17 protein-coding genes and 2 tRNA genes are annotated in these 19,201 nt (G+C 25.1%); 6 read left to right on the forward strand and 13 right to left on the reverse strand.

From position 1 onward, the window contains the following. Positions 1-19: 19 nt before the first annotated feature. The 13 genes from N8G13_RS03145 to argS all read right to left on the reverse strand — a co-directional run bounded on the left by N8G13_RS03145 (position 20) and on the right by argS (position 15,622). Positions 20-622 (reverse strand): FMN-dependent NADH-azoreductase, encoded by a 603-nt coding sequence (locus N8G13_RS03145; RefSeq protein WP_216488221.1) that lies wholly within the window; start codon positions 620-622, stop codon positions 20-22. Between the two features lie 180 nt (positions 623-802). Next, positions 803-5,452, reverse strand: a complete 4,650-nt coding sequence (locus N8G13_RS03150) for a DUF4011 domain-containing protein (RefSeq protein ID WP_262289441.1) — start codon at positions 5,450-5,452, stop codon at positions 803-805. A 183-nt stretch (positions 5,453-5,635) separates the two neighbouring features. Then, positions 5,636-5,709: transfer RNA gene (locus N8G13_RS03155), tRNA-Gly, on the reverse strand. A gap of 91 nt (positions 5,710-5,800) precedes the next feature. Further along, positions 5,801-7,321, reverse strand: coding sequence for a cardiolipin synthase (cls, locus tag N8G13_RS03160; RefSeq protein WP_262289442.1), 1,521 nt, complete (start codon positions 7,319-7,321; stop codon positions 5,801-5,803). Between the two features lie 32 nt (positions 7,322-7,353). Further along, positions 7,354-7,444 (reverse strand) — tRNA-Ser (locus tag N8G13_RS03165). Between the two features lie 141 nt (positions 7,445-7,585). Further along, on the reverse strand, positions 7,586-9,400 hold the full coding sequence (gene dnaK / locus N8G13_RS03170) for a molecular chaperone DnaK (protein WP_262289443.1): 1,815 nt from the start codon (positions 9,398-9,400) through the stop codon (positions 7,586-7,588). A 137-nt stretch (positions 9,401-9,537) separates the two neighbouring features. Next, positions 9,538-10,344, reverse strand: coding sequence for an Hsp33 family molecular chaperone HslO (locus N8G13_RS03175; RefSeq protein ID WP_262289444.1), 807 nt, complete (start codon positions 10,342-10,344; stop codon positions 9,538-9,540). Between the two features lie 9 nt (positions 10,345-10,353). Next, positions 10,354-11,025: a chromate transporter gene (locus tag N8G13_RS03180; protein ID WP_262289445.1), complete on the reverse strand. Its 672-nt coding sequence runs from the start codon at positions 11,023-11,025 to the stop codon at positions 10,354-10,356. Then, complete coding sequence (locus N8G13_RS03185; protein ID WP_262289446.1) at positions 11,025-11,639, reverse strand: chromate transporter; 615 nt, start codon at positions 11,637-11,639, stop codon at positions 11,025-11,027. Before N8G13_RS03185 ends, N8G13_RS03180 begins: the two co-directional genes overlap by 1 nt. Before the next feature lie 56 nt (positions 11,640-11,695). Next, positions 11,696-12,070, reverse strand: a complete 375-nt coding sequence (locus tag N8G13_RS03190) for a hypothetical protein (RefSeq protein WP_262289447.1) — start codon at positions 12,068-12,070, stop codon at positions 11,696-11,698. Next, on the reverse strand, positions 12,054-13,451 hold the full coding sequence (gene gltX, locus N8G13_RS03195) for a glutamate--tRNA ligase (RefSeq protein WP_262289448.1): 1,398 nt from the start codon (positions 13,449-13,451) through the stop codon (positions 12,054-12,056). The genes N8G13_RS03190 and gltX overlap by 17 nt, the downstream gene beginning before the upstream one ends. Positions 13,452-13,471: 20 nt before the next feature. Continuing rightward, positions 13,472-13,996 carry a hypothetical protein gene (locus N8G13_RS03200; protein WP_262289449.1) on the reverse strand — a complete coding sequence of 175 codons (525 nt, stop codon included), beginning with the start codon at positions 13,994-13,996 and terminating at the stop codon, positions 13,472-13,474. A gap of 12 nt (positions 13,997-14,008) precedes the next feature. Next, on the reverse strand, positions 14,009-15,622 hold the full coding sequence (gene argS / locus N8G13_RS03205; RefSeq protein ID WP_262289450.1) for an arginine--tRNA ligase: 1,614 nt from the start codon (positions 15,620-15,622) through the stop codon (positions 14,009-14,011). A gap of 61 nt (positions 15,623-15,683) precedes the next feature. On the opposite strand from argS, the gene cysS reads away from it, so the two are divergent. Genes cysS through nusG form a run of 6 tightly spaced genes read left to right on the forward strand, consistent with a single transcriptional unit; the run spans position 15,684 to position 19,182 of the window. Continuing rightward, entirely contained in the window at positions 15,684-16,886 is a 1,203-nt protein-coding gene (cysS, locus tag N8G13_RS03210) for a cysteine--tRNA ligase (RefSeq protein ID WP_262289451.1), read from the forward strand. Beyond that, positions 16,871-17,563, forward strand: coding sequence for a 23S rRNA (guanosine(2251)-2'-O)-methyltransferase RlmB (rlmB, locus tag N8G13_RS03215; protein WP_262289452.1), 693 nt, complete (start codon positions 16,871-16,873; stop codon positions 17,561-17,563). The genes cysS and rlmB overlap by 16 nt, the downstream gene beginning before the upstream one ends. Positions 17,564-17,620: 57 nt before the next feature. After that, positions 17,621-18,124: a hypothetical protein gene (locus N8G13_RS03220; RefSeq protein ID WP_262289453.1), complete on the forward strand. Its 504-nt coding sequence runs from the start codon at positions 17,621-17,623 to the stop codon at positions 18,122-18,124. Positions 18,125-18,146: 22 nt separating this feature from the next. Beyond that, positions 18,147-18,296, forward strand: a complete 150-nt coding sequence (gene rpmG, locus N8G13_RS03225; protein ID WP_262289454.1) for a 50S ribosomal protein L33 — start codon at positions 18,147-18,149, stop codon at positions 18,294-18,296. After that, a complete protein-coding gene (secE, locus tag N8G13_RS03230) occupies positions 18,296-18,568 on the forward strand; it encodes a preprotein translocase subunit SecE (protein WP_262289455.1) in 273 nt (90 codons plus the stop codon). Before rpmG ends, secE begins: the two co-directional genes overlap by 1 nt. Before the next feature lie 11 nt (positions 18,569-18,579). Further along, positions 18,580-19,182 carry a transcription termination/antitermination protein NusG gene (gene nusG / locus N8G13_RS03235; protein ID WP_262289456.1) on the forward strand — a complete coding sequence of 201 codons (603 nt, stop codon included), beginning with the start codon at positions 18,580-18,582 and terminating at the stop codon, positions 19,180-19,182. The last annotated feature ends 19 nt before the right edge of the window (positions 19,183-19,201 follow it).

Below are 19,201 nucleotides of genomic sequence, written 5' to 3' on the forward strand. Positions count from 1 at the left end.
TTTAATTTAATAATAATGATTAGAATTTTGAAGCTGCATCAACAATTCTATCCATGTGTTTTTCAATGATTTGATCTCTTGTTCAACCTGCATACATTGGGGTTTTTGTTCCATCAATCATTAAAGGTTCTTTAACTTTTGCACCAACAAATTCAAATGTTCCTTTAATTAAAGCAGTATGACTTCCTCATAAATATCATCCAAATGGTGCCCCTTGTGTTGCTAATATTTGAACTTTTAAATGTGGTAATAATCCAACTGCATCTCCATCTTTTGAATATTTGTAACTAAATGTTTTGTTTGCTACTAAAACGTGATCTAAATAGTTTCTAGCTAAAGCTGAAATACTGAAGTTTGTCATTGGAGCAACAAAAATAATTTTGTCTGTATTTTTTAATTGTTCAATGTATTTGTCTGAATCTTCTTCATTTCAGTACTCTGGACCCATATTTTTTGAATCAATAGTTTTGTGAGCCATTTCTACTTCATTTAAGTCTAATTCTTCAACTTCGTCTTGTGGATTTGCTGCTAAATAAGCTTTTTTAAACACTTGCGCCATTCCATATGAAATTGATAAGTCTTTTGAAACTGGTGATGTATTAATAATTAAAACTTTTGCCATGATAAATCTCCTTAATTTTGATGTTTATATTTTAGCACACTTTTTATTAAAGTGCTAAATAAAATCAAAAAATTAAAAAAATAGTAAAAAAATCATCGAAAAATCGTTTTTTTATAAATTTTGCTTTTTTTAAAATTAAAGCACCGGATTTTAGGTGCTTTAATTTAATGCATTAATTTTTTATAGTGATTTATAAATATCGTTTTCTTTTTCATAAATTATTAGATTTTCTTGAACCATTTTGTCAAGAATATTTTCTAAAAATTGTTTTGTAGTTGTGTTTAAAGATGTATAACCTAAATAATTAATTATTAATCTCATTAGTGAATTTTGGTCAATTATTTTGACTGAATTAATAATTTGTAAAATTAAATCGACAAATTCAAAATAATAAACAGTTTCAGGTGATCTTTTTGTTGCTTTTTTAAATTTTATAGTATTTTTATCAATATCAGGAGCAATAATGAAATCATTATCAAATACAAAATTTTCTGTTTTTAATAATGAAAATATTCTGTTTGCAAAACCTTGTACATATGATGAATATACTCTTCTGTTAAATATAAAAGTAAGAATTTTTTTAATGTGTGAAATATGTAATACTTGATAATTAATGATTAATTCTTTTAATTTAGTAACTGCATATGAAGTATTAGAATTAGATAATATATTTAAAAATAAATACTCGTCATCAAAATCAGGTAATGTAAGAAACTCTATTTTAGTTTCTTCTTTTTTTGCTACACTAAATAAATGATTGTCCACTTTATTTGTGGATTGTTTTTTATTAGGGTTGACATTAATGTTCTTAAGTACATTTTTAATCTTATTTAATTGATTTGTTTTATTTGTAAATCAATCAGTTGATCAAATACAGTGAATGTTTCAACCTCTCTTTTCTAAAACTTCTTGTCTTAATCTATCTCTGTCCCTTGCTGTTTTTGATGAGTGGTATGTAGAACCATCACATTCAATTCCTAAAATATAATTATTTGGATTATTAGGATCAACAATTGCTAAATCTATTCTATATCCTGAACTCCCTACTTGTGTTTTTATTTTATAACCTAATCTAGTTAATTCATTGTAAACTTCCTCTTCAAAAGGTGAATCAAATTCAATAATATCATCATTATTATCAATTAAAGGATTTATACCAAACTCTGCAGTTTCTAAATAAGTTTTTAGGAATTTAACTCCACGACCTTCTGCTCTATTTAAGTCAATATCTTCTGATTTTAAAGAAGAAACTAAAATAACTCCTCTTTTTGCCCGTGTAAAAGCAACATTTAAACGTTTATACCCATTTTCATTATTAATAGGTCCAAATCTCATTGAAATCTTATTATTTAAATCAGGTCCATATACTGAACTTATAATAATAAATTCTCTTTCATCCCCTTGAACTGTTTCAATATTTTTTACAAAGAAATTATCTTCTTTTTCACGGCTGAAAAATTCACTATATTGAGGGAATTTTTGTTTGAATTTGTCAATTTTTTTCTCGATATGTAGTTGTTGTTCTTGGTTAAAAGTAACGACCCCTACACTGCTTTCAATTCCATAGTTTAATATTATTTTTTCTATGGTTTTAATTACCTCATCTGCTTCTTTTTCATTTTTTCTTTCAACAAATAAACCATTTACATATATTTTATTAATTCCTTCAAATTCTTTTGGTTTCAATTTTGAAGGAAAAGTAATTAAATTATTATAAATTTCTTTATTTGAAGGATATATTAGTTCTTCAAAAACTGACCGATAGTGTCATCTTAATTTAATTGTATTTAATGAAATATTAGCCATATTAAGAATTGAATCAAAACCTTTTATTGATACTGAGTCATCGTCTTCTTCTGTTATTTCATTATCTTGATCAATTAAATTAAAGAAGTTAGTTGGTGGTAATTGTTCACTATCACCAACAATTATTATTTGCTTTGCCCGATAAATTGCACCAATCGCTGTTTCAGGCTTTACTTGTGATGCTTCATCAAAAATAACTGTATCAAATTCAATATCTGCATCTTTTAAGTAAGCACTTACTGAAAGAGGTGACATCATTAAGCAAGGTTTAAGTTGCAATAGTAAGTTAGGAATTTTTTCAAATATCTTTTTAAAAGGCATGATATTTCTTGATTTATTTGCTTCTGCCTTAAGAATTTTAATTTCGATATTTTGACTATTTAAACCATTGCTATTAGGTATGTTATTTAGTAAATTAGCTTCAATTTTTGCTTTTGCTAATTCTTTTACATTTTGTTCAACATTTATAAACATATCTCTAAAAGTTTCTAAGTTTGAGTCGTTAAATTCTTGCATATCTTTTGTTATTATTGTATCAATAATAAGTTTGTAGAAACGTTTAATAAAAACATTATAAAAACTCTTAGTTATTTTAGCTTCTAAAATTTTTGTATAAAAATCTGCTAATTCTAGGTCATCTAATTCAGATTTTACTTTATTAATTCGAACCATCATACCAAGATCATTGTGGGTATTATTTAAAAAAGTTAATTTTTCTTTTAATTGTGGAATTGATAAAATGTCAAAATCAAAAATATTTTTTTCAAAGTTTGAAGATATGTAATTTAAATTATCTAAAAATTTATTTATTAATTCCAATGTTTCTTCTATATCATTTTTGTATCGAATATCAAGATTTATAATTTGAGTTAACTTGATTTTATCAATAGTAAAATCGCTAATAACATTGTATTTATTAATTGAATTAATTAATTTTAAAGATGATTGAATGTCTTTTACATTATTGATTTCTAAAATATTAGGTGCAAAATTTAATGTATTTTTTATTTCATTTAATTTATTATCTAATGATTTAAATTTCAGTAAATTATCAAGATTATTGTGTATTAAGTTTTTATCTTTTGATTTTGAGAATTTTTTTAAAATTTTATTAACAAAAGATCATCTTACACTTAAAAAACGAAAAGGATTTTTATATTTTTCTTTGTAGTTTTGTACAAATTTATTTACATTAGCTTCAGTTATTTTTAAATCAAAAATTCCGCTTAAATTATTTTCTAGTTCTTTATATTCTTTTAATGTTAATAATAGAAGATTGTATTTTGTAATTTCATCATCGATATTATTTAGATATAATATTTTTTCATCTATTTTTATATTTAAATTAAGAATTTGTTCAAAAATATCTTTTAAGTACGTAATATTTTTTGCAAAACTTTGATCATTTATTGTTATTGATTTGTGGACTGAAAGAATCTTTTTATATACATCTTGAGCAAAATTGCTAATTGAATTTAATTTTTGAATTATTTCTTCTTTTTCTTGAATATTTATTTTTGTTCATTTGCTTCCTCATCAAGGGTTATTTGAAACATTAAAGTTAAAATATTGACAACATGTTTCAAATTCATTGATTGTAATTTTTAAATCTTCAAGTTTTTGTGAATTTATAGATTCTAAGTTATTTATTGCAAATAATAAATCTTTTGTTTGCTTTAGAGTGTAATATTTCCCAATTAATCTATATAAACTTATATTTAGTGGTTTTCTTAATTGTAATAATTCTTTCCCATATTTGCTTAAATAATCAACTGTTTTTTTGTAATTGTGTACTAAGTTTTGCGAACTATTTTGATCAATTATCAGTTTATTTTCACCCTTAGTTAAAGAATCTGCAAGATTTTTTAGTATTTCTTTTTTATTTAAATCAATACTATGAATTGGAATAGAATAATCAGATAAACCAATTTTATCTAAATTATTATAAACAACATCAAGTGCAGCTTTTTTCTCAGCAACGAAAAGAATTTTTTTATTTCTTGCAAGAAGTTCAGTAATTATATTTGTAATTGTGTGTGATTTCCCTGTACCTGGAGGTCCTTGTAAAATAAAACTTTGACCCTGAATAGCGCTTTGAATTGCAACTTCTTGTGATGAATCTGAGTCAAGAATATGATAATAATTATTAATGTCAATTTTTTCTTCAACATTTGATTCATTTATTACATCAAATGGTTCCTTTTGAATTTCTTCACCCAACATAGATTGAATAAATTTACTGTTAATAATTTTATTTTCATTTTGTTCTAAGTCTGCAAATATATTTATTTTAGAAAAACTAAAAGTATCTAAATAAACATTATCAACAAAACCTCAATTTTCGTCTTGAAAATGTTGTTTTAATATTTGTTTTATTAAATTATATTTTTCAATATTTGTTTCTGCTTTCTCAAGTTCTTCAATATTTATTTTAATTCCAAATGAATAATTTAACTTTTTAATAAGTGTAATATTTGGAATTAAAATAGATTCTTCATTAAACATTAAATTAAATGCACTATTTTCTTTTATATTTTTTTTGCTTTTTAATTTAGTTTGAATAAACATTAAAGGTGAATAGTAATTTAAGTCACTTTCTTCTTCTCGTCATTTTAGCAATCCAATAGCCAAAAACAATGTATTAATTGAATATTGATCAATAAAGTCAAGGTATTTTTTGCTAATTTTTTTCAGTACATTCACTTGATCTTTTTTATCAATATCTGAATAAAAAACATTTTCTTTTAATGAATTTTCAACTAATAATAAATCGTTATAGTTGTAATGTCTAATTATTTTTGAGTCTTCAGTATTTTCATTTTTGTAATTTATATTTGCAATTTCAAATGATTTTTTATCTTCAATAATGTTTAAAATTTGGTTTAAATCAGGGCTTATTATTTTAAGTCTAGATAAATTTTTTGAAGGATTAAAAGAGTAATTTAAAGCTTTGTTTCTTAAGGATAAATCTAATAAATCCCCCTTTCATGTTTCTATACTTTTAATAATTTTATCTCTATTCATACACACTCCAAGATACAAATAATTTATGTGAATTTTAAAAACGAATAAATTCATTTTTTAAAATATATATAAATTATACATTAAAGATCAATGCCTTTAATTTAGTAATGTAATTAGCGAACTAATTTATGAAATAATAAAAAAGCAATAAAAAAACCACTTTCGTGGCGGTCATTGCTGATATGGTGCAAGCGAAGGGAATCGAACCCTCACAGTCAGCTTGGAAGGCTGAAGTTCTACCATTAAACTACACTCGCTTTTTGTTTGTTGCTTTAATATTATACATAAAAAAAATTAAATTTATAAAAAAAATTTATTTTTTAAATATTTTAATATTAACAAACAAAATTATAAAACTGGTTTAAATAATTTACCTAATAAATACATAAATCTGCTATGTTTTCTTTTGAATAATTTTTCATATGCTTCTTTATCATGTAATTTATTATATTGTTCAAATATTTGTTTTATATCTTCAGTTGCTTCTCCAATATAAAAATTAGCAATTTCAAATTGTGAATAAAAGCTTCTATAGTCTAAATTCATAGTTCCTAAATAAGCAATTTTATCATCAATAACTGCCATTTTAGCGTGTAAGAAAGTGTTTTTAACAATAATAACTTCCAGTCCATATTCTACAAGAGTTTTAAGATTATCAATGGTTGCATAGTAAACATAATTTTTATCTGAAAAACCAGGAATATAAATAGTAACTTTTATACCTTGAGATAAAATACCAATAATAGCCATTTCTAACCGTTTGGTAGGAATGAAATATGGAGTACTAAAAGATATAGAATTTTCTGCTTCCATTAATATTTTAATTAAAGTACTTTCAAGGAGTGGATAATCAGTGATGGGGCCATCTTCAATACTTGTTATTAAATTTTGGTAATCAATTTGCTCGTGATTAAAAAAATAAGTTTTTGGATTTTCAATAATTTTATATGATTGTTTTTGTCAATCGTATAAAAAAAGTTTAACGTAAAAATCATTAGCGGGACCTATAAGTTTTATATTTGAATCTTTTCAAACCCCATATTTTTTTGAGTAATTTGCATATTCATCTGAAATATTACATCCACCTGTATATGTAATATTTCCATCTATAGTAATAAATTTTCTGTGTGAACGGTATGTTCCTACACTTGTTATAAAAGGAAAAGCAATTTTTTCTGCTTTTGCTATTTGAATTCCACTATCTTCAAGATTTTTTAACACTATGCTTGGCATATCTCATGATCCAAAATCATCTACTAAAATTTTTATTTCTACACCCTGTTTAACTTTTCTTAGCAATATTTCTTTTAATTGGTCAAAAATTTCACCAGGTTTCATAATATAGGTTTCAATAAAAATATATTTTTGCGCTTTTTCTAATTCTTTAAATATGTCATAAAAAAAATGAAAACCATTGTCAAAAGTTATGATATTTGCTGGTAAAAGCAATCTATTACTCATTTTAGAAATTTTTTCAAATTCACGAAATTTCTCATTTTCTTTAAATCTTGTTAAGTCATATTTTTGTTCATTAACAAAAATTTCAGAAGTTTCTTTTTTATATTCAGAAATAGTCATTGATTTTAAATATTTTTGTCCAAATATTATGTATAAAACATGTCCTATCAGAGGAAAAATTGCAAAGATAAATTGTCAAGATTGTTTACTTTCAGAACTTCTATCTTGACTAAAAATAATTAAATTAAAAATTAAGTTTAGAAAATATAATGCAATAAGAATAGCAAATAGTACCTTGTTGTTGTATTTGCTAAAAAAATATAAAATAAAAGTAATGCTTATAAATAGCAATATTAACAATATATAGTAAATAACTGTTTGAATTTTTTTATTATTTAAATTCTTTTTCATTATAAAAATTATACAAAAAAAGTATAAAAAAATGGCGGATTGGAGAGGATTTGAACCTCCGCGGGAATTGCTTCCCCTACAGTCTTAGCAGGACCGCCTCTTCAGCCTCTTGAGTACCAACCCACATTTAAAGTGTATTTATATTATACATAAAAAAATATTTTTTTCATACATAAGTTTATTTTTCTGCGCTTTTATTTACTTTAAAATAAAAAAAGCCCGAAGGCTTTAATAATTATTATATGAATTGGGAAAAATATATTTTTAATTTTGACTTTCATCTTCTTCGGGTTTGTTATTTTGATTTTTTAACATTTCCTCTAAATCTTCTGGTTTCATTCCTGATTTTGCCATTTGTTCTTGGAATGCTTTAGCTTGTGCTTCAAATGCATCCATTTTTTGTTTTAATTCTTCGAATTTTTTCTCTGCTAATAGATCTTTTAATTCTTTTAATTCTGCTTCACTTTTTGCTTTTTGATCTTCGTTTAATTTATCTTTTGATTCGTTGTATTGTTTTTCTAATTGATTAATGAAAGTTTCTGCACGAACTTGTGTTTCAACTTCTTCTCTACGTTTTTTATCTGCTTCACGGTTATCTTCAGCATCCTTAACCATTTTATTAATTTCTTCTTCAGTTAATTGTGATGTATTTTCAATGGTTATTGTATGTTCTTTATTTGTTTTTTTATCTTTTGCTGTAACTTTTGTAATTCCATTAACGTCAATATTGAAACTTACTTCAATTTGAGGAACTCCACGAGGTGCAGGTTCAATACCTTCTAGATTGAATTGTCCTAAGATTTTATTGTCATATGCCATTTGTCTTTCACCTTGGACAATAACAATACTTACTGCTGATTGATTATCTGCTGCTGTTGAAAATACTTGTGATTTTGTAATAGGAATTGTTGAGTTTCTTGGTATTAAAGGTGCTACAATTCCACCTTCAACTTCTATTCCTAAAGTTAGTGGTGTAACATCTAATAGTAAAATATCGCTAATATCACCAGCTAAAATTCCACCTTGGATTGCAGCTCCAATTGATACAACTTCATCTGGGTTTATTGAATGATTTGCTTTTTTATTTAATGTTTTTTCAACTAGTTCTTGAACTGCTGGCATTCTTGTTGAACCACCAACTAGTAAAACTTCATCTAAGTCACTAGCTTCTAATTTTGCTTCATTTAAAGCATCATAAATAGGTTTTTTAATTCTTTCTAGTAAATCTTCAGTCATTTTTTCAAAATCTGAACGTTTAAGTGATAATTCAACGTTTATAGGTCCTGTTTCTGTAACTGCTAAGAAAGGTAATGAAATTGTTGCAACTGATGAACCTGATAAAGTAATTTTTGCTTTTTCAGCTTCTTCTTTTAATCTTGCCATTGCCATTTTGTCATTTGTGGGGTCATAATTGTGTTCTTTTTTGATTTCTGAAACGATTCAGTTAACTATTTTATTATCTCAATCATCTCCTCCTAAGTGGTTATCTCCTGATGTAGATAATACGTCAAAAGTTCCTTCTTCCATTTCTAATACTGAAACGTCAAAAGTTCCTCCACCTAAGTCAAATACTAATAATTTTTGGTTTTTAGATTTATCTTTATCCATTCCAAATGCAAGAGCAGCTGCTGTAGGTTCGTTTATAATTCTTACTACATCTAATCCTGCAATTTTACCTGCATTTTTAGTAGCTTCACGTTGAGCGTTATCAAAATAAGCTGGAACAGTTATAACCGCTTTTTGTACTGCGTGACCAATTTTTTTCTCAGCGTAATCTTTCATGTAAGATAAAATCATTGCACTAATTTCTTCAGGTTTATATTCTTTTGAGTTTGCTTTAACTGTTTGACTTGTACCCATTAAACGTTTAATTGATGCAATAGCATCTGGGTTTGTTTCTAATTGTCTTTTAGCAACTTCACCAACAATAATTTCTGAATTTTTAAAACTTACTACTGATGGTGTAGTTCTTTTTCCTGTAGGGCTTTCTAAGACTTTAGGTTGTTTTGTTTCATCTATAATTGAAACAACTGAGTTAGTAGTACCTAAGTCAATACCTAAGATAATTTCTTTTGCCATTTTTTTTCTCCTTATTTTTGTATAGTTAAGATTGATTTTTATTAATGATAATTAAATTTTAGCACATTTTTTAGCACTCTCACTAAAATAGTGCTAATTTTTTAAAATAATAAAAAAAGTTGCAAATTACAACAACTTTATGACAATATATATGCTCTATGACAAAAATTACATTTTATTTCTACTTTTCCTTGTTCTTGTTTAATTTTTTCTATTTCTTCATTTGATAAAAGTTTTAGTGCTTTTTTCATTTTTGTTATTGAACAAGAACATTTTCATTGTATTTTTTTTTCTGAGTGAATTTTAGCACCTTGCTCAAGTAAAAGTTTTAAAGTTTTTTTAAATCCCAGTTCCATAAATGAATTGTTTTTAATAAAATCTTCAATTCATTTAATATTTTCATCTGTTGCTTGAGGTAATAATGTAAAAATTAAACTTGACGCTTCCTTTATATTTTCATCTTTGTCAAATTTTAAAGAACTAAAAACTGCGCTGGCTATTTGCTGAGATTGTGCAAAAAATTGTGCTAAGTCATCTACTAATGTTACTTCATTCATTTTTATCTCACTATCTCAACTTGCAAATTGTTTATCTAAAATTCTAATTCTTAAATATGCATCACTAAATGCAAACATTGTAAGTGCCTCATTTATATTACCATCTCAAACTACACCAGGATCAGATATATAACTTCTTACAACCCCATTATGATTTACATCAACTACTAAATTTTCTATTTTTCCTCTTGATCTTATAATTGTAGAAATATCTCCAGTTTTTGAAATAATTTGTCATAATGGACTAAATAGAGCTAGAGATTTTGCTAAAGTATGTTTTGAAAGTGAAACCGCATTTTGTTTTTTTGAAGCTACTTTAGCAATAGAAACAGCATCTGTTAAAAATATTAATGAATTATTTAATTCTAGTGTAATTACTTTTGACATTTTTTTCTCCTATAACAACCATGGTTCAAAAATAATGAATCCTAATATAATAGATCCTAATATTAAATATAATAATGGAATTTGTTTTTTTTGTAAGTAAATTGTTAAAATAACACAAAATGGAACCCAAAAATATAAAACATATTTTCTTCACCCAGAAAATATTTGACTTTTTAATGATTCATAATTTGTACTTATATATTGTGAACTACCATTAAAAGTTAAATATGGTATTGCAATACTTAAAATTAATTGTAAAGCAAGTGAAATCATAATGGCAGCTAAACAAGGTTTTAAATATTTATTAAAAGCAATAAAATATATATTTGTTTGATTTTTGGTAAATATTTTCATAGTAAAAAACATAAAAAATATTGCTGGGATGCAAATTGCTAAATAAGTTAAAAACATTGCAAGTCATCCTCATCACTGTGCTTGTCCACTTTGATTATAACTCAATAAATAACCTGTAAAAAATGCTAATTTAGTACCAATTATTCCTGGAGTTGCATTTGCGACTGCAAAAACTTGGTCAATTTGGTCAATTTGCATGTGTAAATTGAAGTTGTTAATTAATATTTCAAATATTCATTTATAAATTGGTAAAAAAACTTGTCCACCACCAAAAACTATAAAAGCACTTAAAAACACAAACCCTAATCCCACAAAAAACACTAACATTATTGTTCACCTTCTTTATTTTTGGTGTTGTGTTTTTTGACTTTCTTAACTTTTATGATAAAAAATATTAAAAACAATCCTATTAATAATGGTATTGCTGGGACATTATAAGGACTTGGAATAAATAAACAAAAACATAAAGTGGCTAAAAATGATACAGTTACTAAAAAAGAATTTATGTTTTTGTAGCTGTATTTTAAATATTTAAAACCAAAATTAATTAATACACCAATAATAACTGGTAAAATACAAGCAGCTAATATGTATAAATATTTAGTTGCATATTTATTTAGTAATATAAAAACAACAAGACTAAATAATAAATGTGGCAAAAATGCTAATAATGAAATAATAAAACCTTTTCAAAAACCAAGTAATTTAATTGCAATAAAACTTAAAGTTTCTACAACACTAGGTCCGGGAATCATATTAGAAATTAAAACAGCATCTTCAAATTCTCTTTTGTCAATTCATTTATATTTAGTAACTGCATATTTAGAAATAATTGGTAAAAGTGCATTACCACCACCAAAACCAATAAATGTACACATAAAAATGAACAAAAAAACACGTCATGATTTTACTTTGTTTTGTTTATTTTTTATTTTTTCCATATTTTTAATTTTATTATTTAAATATAAAAAAACAAAGAAATTTTTAAGTTTCTTTGTTAACTAGTTTTTATATTAATATCAACAGAAGCTAAGATATTTTTTTCGATTAAATTATTTACTAAATCATATGAAATTTTTATTTCATTTACATCGATTAAAACTTCTTTTAGATATGAATAAAACTCGATATATTTTTCATCAACTAAGTAATGAATTAGACAATATTTTTTGTACTGTAATTCAAAATTTTGCAAATCATCTTGAATAAAAACTACTTCTTTAGAAATTTTTATTGTTTGGGGTTTGTTTTTATCATTTTCAAACTTTAAAACAATAAATTCATCTTCTGTTTCCTCAATGTAATTTGCTGTATATTGTGTTAGAAATTCATTATTATTTGAGTTTACAATACTTTTAAATTCCAATTGCATTTTCTAATCTTTGTAAAACTAATTCTTTACCAAATAAATATATTGCTTTTGCAAGTTCTGGTCCATGTTCTGCATATGTTGTTGCAATTCTTATTGGCATAAATAAGTTTTTTCCTTTAACATTTAAGGCATCTTTTGTTTCATTTATAGCTAGTTGAATATTTTCAACATTGAATTCTTTTTCTTTTAAAGAATTATAAAAATATTTAACAATATCATTAACTTCAAATTCAATTTCTAACTTTTGAATTGGTTGTTCATATAATTTTAAATCTTTTTTTAAATCATTTAAAGTTACTATGTTTTGTTTATATGTTTCAATAAAAATTTCTAATCATTGATCATCTTTTGAACTATTTAAAAACTCTTTAAAAAAACTATTTTCAGTATTTTTTCAGTATTGTTTACTGAATCATTCCATTTTTTGAATGTCAAATTTTGAAGGGCTTTTTGATAATCTTTCAAATAAAAATTTCTCAATTAGTTCATCATGTGACATTATTTCTTTTGCATCTTCTGAAGTTCAACCTAATAAAGATAAAAAGTTAAAAATACTATGTGCATGATAACCTTCATTTTTATAATCTTCAATAAATTGTTTTAAAGTATTATCTCTTTTTGAAAGTTTTTTTCCTTCCATATTAGTAATTATTGTCAAGTGACCAAATTTAGGCGGTTCATAATTTAATGCTTCATAAATTGCTAGTTGTTTAGGGGTGTTTGTTATGTGTTCTTCACCTCTTAAAACATGTGAAATTTCCATTTGATTATCATCGATAACTACTGCAAAATTATATGTTGGGTATCCATCACTTTTTAAAATAACAAAATCACCTATATCATCACTATTTACACTAATATTTCCTCTAACTAAATCATTTCAACTATAAATATGATTTTTAGGTAAAGCTAATCTTACTGAAAATTCACCATTTTGATCTCTTTTATTTTTTTCTTCTTCTGAAATTTTTAGTCAATTTCTATCATATCTAAATGATGGAATCCCTTTTTGTTCGCTTTCTTCATGTTGTTTTGCTAGTTCTTCTGAACTATCATATGCCTTGTAAGCTAAACCTTTATTTATTAATTCGTTAACTATTTCTTTATAAATTTCAAGTTTTTCAGATTGACGATATTTTCCATATTTAGGGTTTGGATTTATCGGGCTTTCATCTGGAATTATACCTAATCAAGCAAGATTGTTTAATTGACTTTCTTCACCACCTACAACATTTCTAGCAACGTCTGTATCTTCAATTCTCAATACAAAATCACCACCAAAATGCTTTGCAAATAAATAGTTAAATAATGCTGTTCTTGCACCTCCGATGTGTAAATATCCTGTTGGACTTGGTGCATAACGTGTTCTTATTTTTTTCATTTTAATCCTTAGAATTTATATTAAATTTCATCAAAAGTTAAAGTTAGTGTGAATTTTTTTAACGGACGATTACTGTTTTTGTCAACAATTTTAGTTCAATCTCCATAAACGCTTTGTTCAGCTTCTATAAAAGTTGGATCTTTTTTTGCAAGAGCTTCAACAGGTACACTATAAAGGTAAAATTCTATGCTTTTTGCCCCTAAATCCTTGAAATATCATTTTCATGCATAATTTCTTGCATAATTTTCGATGTTATCAATAGTTACATATTTTTTTAGTAAATTATCATAAAACTGAGTAACATCAGTTAAATTATTTTTCTTAGCATCTTCTTCAAATTTTGAGCCTGTGTATTTTACATAAAAATTATTTTGATTATCTGCAAATAATCTTACAAATTCTGCTTTAGATGTTTTGATATTATCTTTTGAATGATCTGTTTGTTTTATATTAAAACCACAAGAAGCAGCAATTAAAGGTGTTGTTATTAATGTAATAGTTGCTGCAAATGTAATTGGCAATATTCATTTTTTTCTTAATTTCATATTTATTCTACTCTACATTTTTTCAACTATATCTAAATCCATTAATTTTAGTCCGCTTTCAAGAACTTCTTTTGTTGCTTTCACTAAAGCAATTTGTGATTCTTCATCTTCTGAACCTAAAATTTTAGAATTAGAGTAAAAACTGTTGAATGTTCCAGATAAATCTAATAAATATGGTGGTAATAGGTTTACTTTATATGTTTTTGCCATTGTTTGAATTAAATCAGCATATTTTTTTAATTCATTTACTAGTTTAATTTCAAACTCACTTGTGTATTCACCAGCTTTTGGATTATCCTTATAATTTGATTTATTTAAAAGTTGGTTTGCTCTTGCATAAGCATATTTAATATTAAACATTGCATTTGATTCAGATTCTTCATTAACTTTACTAATATCAAAGTCAATTTTTGAATTGTATGAACGATTTATTAAGAAAAATCTAATTGCATCTTTTCCTACTAAATCCATTAATTCTCTTAGAGTTAAAGAGGTTCCAAGACGTTTAGACATTTTCACTTCTTTTCCATCTTTAACTACTCTTAATAATTGGAATAAAACCATTTCACATTGGTTACGTTTGTATCCTAAATCTGTTAAAGCATATTTAATTCTTTCTACATAACCAGAGTGATCAGCTCCTCAAACATCAATAATAACACCATCAGGGTGATTTAAACGTAATAATTTATCTTCGTGGTAAGCAATATCTGCACACATATATGTATAAGATCCATCACTTTTTACAATAACTCTATCTTTATCGTCATATCCTCCTTTAGTTGTTGCTAGTCATTTGGCTCCGTCTTTGTCATAAACATTTTTTAAACGATTAATAGCGTTAAAAACAATGTTGTTTGTATATAAATCAGTTTCACTTGAATAAAGATCGAATCATGTTCCGAATCTTTTCATGTCTTTTTTGATTTCGCGTAGTGCTATATTTCTTCCGAATTCTCTAAAAAATTCTCTATTTGGTTCGTATTCAGCACCTTTGTATTTATCACCGAATTCTTTGTAAAATTCTTCGGCAAAATAAATAATATCTCCCCCATTATATGCATCTTCAGGCATAGGGTAAGATTTATCAAAAATTTGTTGATAACGTGCAAATAGTGATGCAGCTAAGTTGTTCATTTGATTTCCTGCATCATTTACATAATATTCTCTTACAACTGGGTGTCCAGCAAATTCTAATACATTTGCAAGAGTAGCAGCAATAGCTGCGTTACGTGCATGTCCAATATGTAAAAATCCTGTTGGATTAGCACTAACGTACTCGAGATTTATTGGATAAAGTTCTTTGGTTCCTTTTCCATAATCTTGACCCAGTTTATTTATGTTGTTAATTGTTTCTGAAAAAACTTCATTTTCAACATAAAAATTCATAAATCCTGGCACAGCAATTTCAATTTCTTTTATTGAATATTTAGCCATGTCAATATTGTCTTTAATTTCTTGTGCAACCTCCATTGCACTTTTTTGTAATTCTTTTTGTAATGTTAAAGCTATATTTGAAGCAAAATCTCCATGATCTTTTGCTTCTGTTAATACAACTTTTTTTTCTATATTTAATTTTTTTAGAGCTTCATCAATTGAAGCGATAATTTTTTCTTTAGCACTCATAATGTTTATATTATAATACTTTTTTATGATCTTTTTTATGTTATATAACTATAATATAAATATGAAAAAATATTATGTATGTGGCCCAACTGTTTACAATTTAGTTCATATTGGAAATATGCGACCTATTTTAACATTTGATATTTTAGTAAGAGGTCAAAAATATTTAGGTGAAGAAATATTCTTTTTACACAATATAACTGATATTGATGACAAGATAATTAACAGGGCAAATGAATTAAATATTTCAGAAACACAACTAGCAAATGAAAATACTGAATTATATTTAAAACTTTTAGAAGATTTTAATATTTTAAAACCTACTAAAATAGCTAGAGTTACTGATTCATTAGATATTATTTACGACTTTGTAAACAAATTAATTGAAAAAAAATCTGCATATCAAAAAGGAGTAAATGTATTTTTTGATATTGAAAAAAACAAAGAATTTTATGGTGAAATAAGTAACCAAAAAATCGAAAACATGGAATATGAACAAAGCGATTATGAAAAAAATCATCCCGCTGATTTTGCGCTATGAAAAGACACAAAAGTAGGAATAAAATATGACGCACCATTTGGTAGTGGTAGACCAGGATGACACACAGAATGTGCTGCTTTAATTAATCATTATTTAGGAGATGATACAATTGACATTCATGGAGGAGGAAGTGATTTAACTTTTCCACATAATGAAAATGAAAATATTCAATTTAGAGCATTAACAGGTAAGCCATTAGCAAAAACATGATTACACTTTGGAACTTTAAATTTAAATGATGAAAAAATGTCTAAATCATTAGGAAATATAATTACAGCGCGTGAGTTTATTGATTTACATGGTGCCGATACTTTAAGATTGATTTATTTACAAACTTCTTATTCAAAACCTTTTAATTTAACAACAGAATTTATAGAAACTTCAAAGAAAATGATCGCTAAATTTGAAAATATTATTAAAAAATATTTAATTACAAACAAAGAACAACAAATAGATTTTCAATTAATTAAAGAAATAGCAAAAGAAGCGGCAAATTTAAACACTTCTAATGTTATGAAATATTTATATGAATTATCAAAAAACAAAAATAAATGAGCTACATTTTTAGAGGCCATTAAAATGCTAGGTTTTAATATAGCAAATACAAAAATTACTGAAGAACAAACAAAATTATACTCAGAATGACAAGAATTATTATCAGACAGGCAATTTGAAAAAGCAGATAAAATAAGGGAAATTTTAAAAACATGAAATCTTATTTAACAAATATTATTGTTGGAAGAAATTCTGTGCTTGATGCACTAGAAAATGGATATGATATTGAAAAAATTTATATTCAAAATAATATAAATATTAAATTGAATTTTAAAAATATTGAATATGTTTCAAAAGAAAAATTAAATAGTCTAACAGATCAAAATCATCAAGGAATAATTGCTGTAATAAAACCTTTTAATTACGCTGATTTTAATGAATTAATTTTGAAAAAACCTGAACAAGTAATTATTTTAGATCATATTCAAGATCCTCACAATTTAGGGGCTATTATGCGTTCCGCAAATGCTTTTGGGTTAAAATGAATAATTATTCCTAAAGATAGAGCGGCGAGTGTAAATGCAGCAGCTTTAAAAATTTCAAGTGGTGGATTTAATGGGTTAAAAATAGTGAAAAATTCTTCATTAAATACAACAATTAACAAATTAAAAGAAATAGGTTATTGAGTTTATGCAACTTCATTGGATAATAAATCAATTAATATTAATGATGTTAAGTTTAACACCCCAACGGTTTTAATAATAGGAAATGAGCAAAAAGGTGTTTCTAATACACTTCTTAAATTAAGTGATCAAAATATTTACATTCCCCAAGAAGGAACAGTGCAATCTTTAAATGCTTCTGTTGCTGCCGGTATATGTTTTTATTGTCTAAAAAATAAATAAGGAAAATTTTAGGAATTTTTTGTATGATTTTTTTAACTTAAATGGAAAAATTAAGTTATGAATAAATACAAAAATAACTGAATTTCCTTTTTTTATATACATAAAAAACAATTAGAGTTTTTAGCAAGAGAATTAATAAAAGATAAAAATATTCCTCTAACTGTCGATGATTTTATTCCAGAAGCAATGGATGAAATTAAAAAACAACTAGATTCTCAAAAAGAAGTAAATATATCATATATTTTAAAAGCATGCGAATATAGATTTAGGAATATTATAAAAAAATATACTTCTAAAAAACACAATGTTTTAAATAATGCTTATTATTATGAAAAAGATGAATTATTTGATATTGCATATGAAGATAAATATTTAGATAATTTATTTTTATTTAGCTTAAAAAACAAGTTGAAATTAACAAAAAAAGAAGAAATTATTTTAGATAATTATTTTTTAGAGGGTCAAACAAAAACTGAAATTTTTAAAAAATATCATATTTCTCCTTATTATCAAAATTCAATTTTACGTCAACTAGCAACAAAAATTACCAATATAATATAATTTATTATATAATTTAAAAATTATGAAAAAACAAAGCAAAAAAGTTTCATTGGCATGTATAATATGCAAACACAAAAACTATTCAACAAATAAATCAATTGAAAAACGATTAGAAATAAATAAATTTTGTCGTTTTTGCAATGCTAAAACTTTACACAAGGAGGAAAAATAATGAATCAAAGAAACGATGAAAAAATCGAACCATTTCAAAATCTTTCTTTTAAAGAATCTCAAGCTTTAAAAGAACAGATACCTCCAGTAACAAAAGAAAGACCATTTCGTGCATTTAGAAAAGATATAAAAAGAATTATTTGACCAAAAGCAAAAAAAGCATGAAAATGATATGCGCTAACATTAATATTTTTAGTAGTTTTTGCTGTATTCTTTTTTGTAATAACAGTATTTTTTACAAATATTTGAAATTCATTAGGAATTAAATTATAAAAGGGGTAAATATGACAAATACAAATGGTGAAAAATTAATATATAAATGATACATGATTTCAACTGTTTCAGGTAAAGAAGAAAAAGTAAAAGAAACACTTGAAAATAAAATTCAAACAACAGGAATGCAAGATTTTTTTGAACAAATTAGAATTTTTCAAATGCCACATTTAACAAGTAAAGAACTTGAGAAAAAAACACGTGGTGAACAATATGAACCTAAATTCATTAATATGTATAAAGGGTATATATTTATTAAAATGTGCATGAGTGATGATTCTTGATACTTAGTACGTAATACACAATATGTAACCGGATTGATTGGTTCTAGTGGAAAAGGAGCAAAACCTACCCCTATTTCAAAAAGAAAAATCGAAGAGATGGAAAACAAAGAAAGATTATTGCGTGAAGAATTTGAAACCGGAAATATTGAAACTGCTTTCAAGGAACAAACAATTGTCAGAGTAATTAGAAAAGATAGCCCTTATTTTGGACAAGAAGGAGCAATTATTCAAAACGATGATAAAGAAGAAAGAGCTTTTGTTGAAATTGAAACCTTTGGAAGAAAAACCCCAACCCAATTTGAATATAAAGATTTAGAAATTATTGGCTAATATAAAAAGCACCTCAAGG

The sequence above is a fragment of the Mycoplasma zalophi genome (assembly GCF_025486335.1).
GTDB lineage: Bacteria > Bacillota_I > Bacilli_A > Mycoplasmatales > Metamycoplasmataceae > Metamycoplasma > Metamycoplasma zalophi.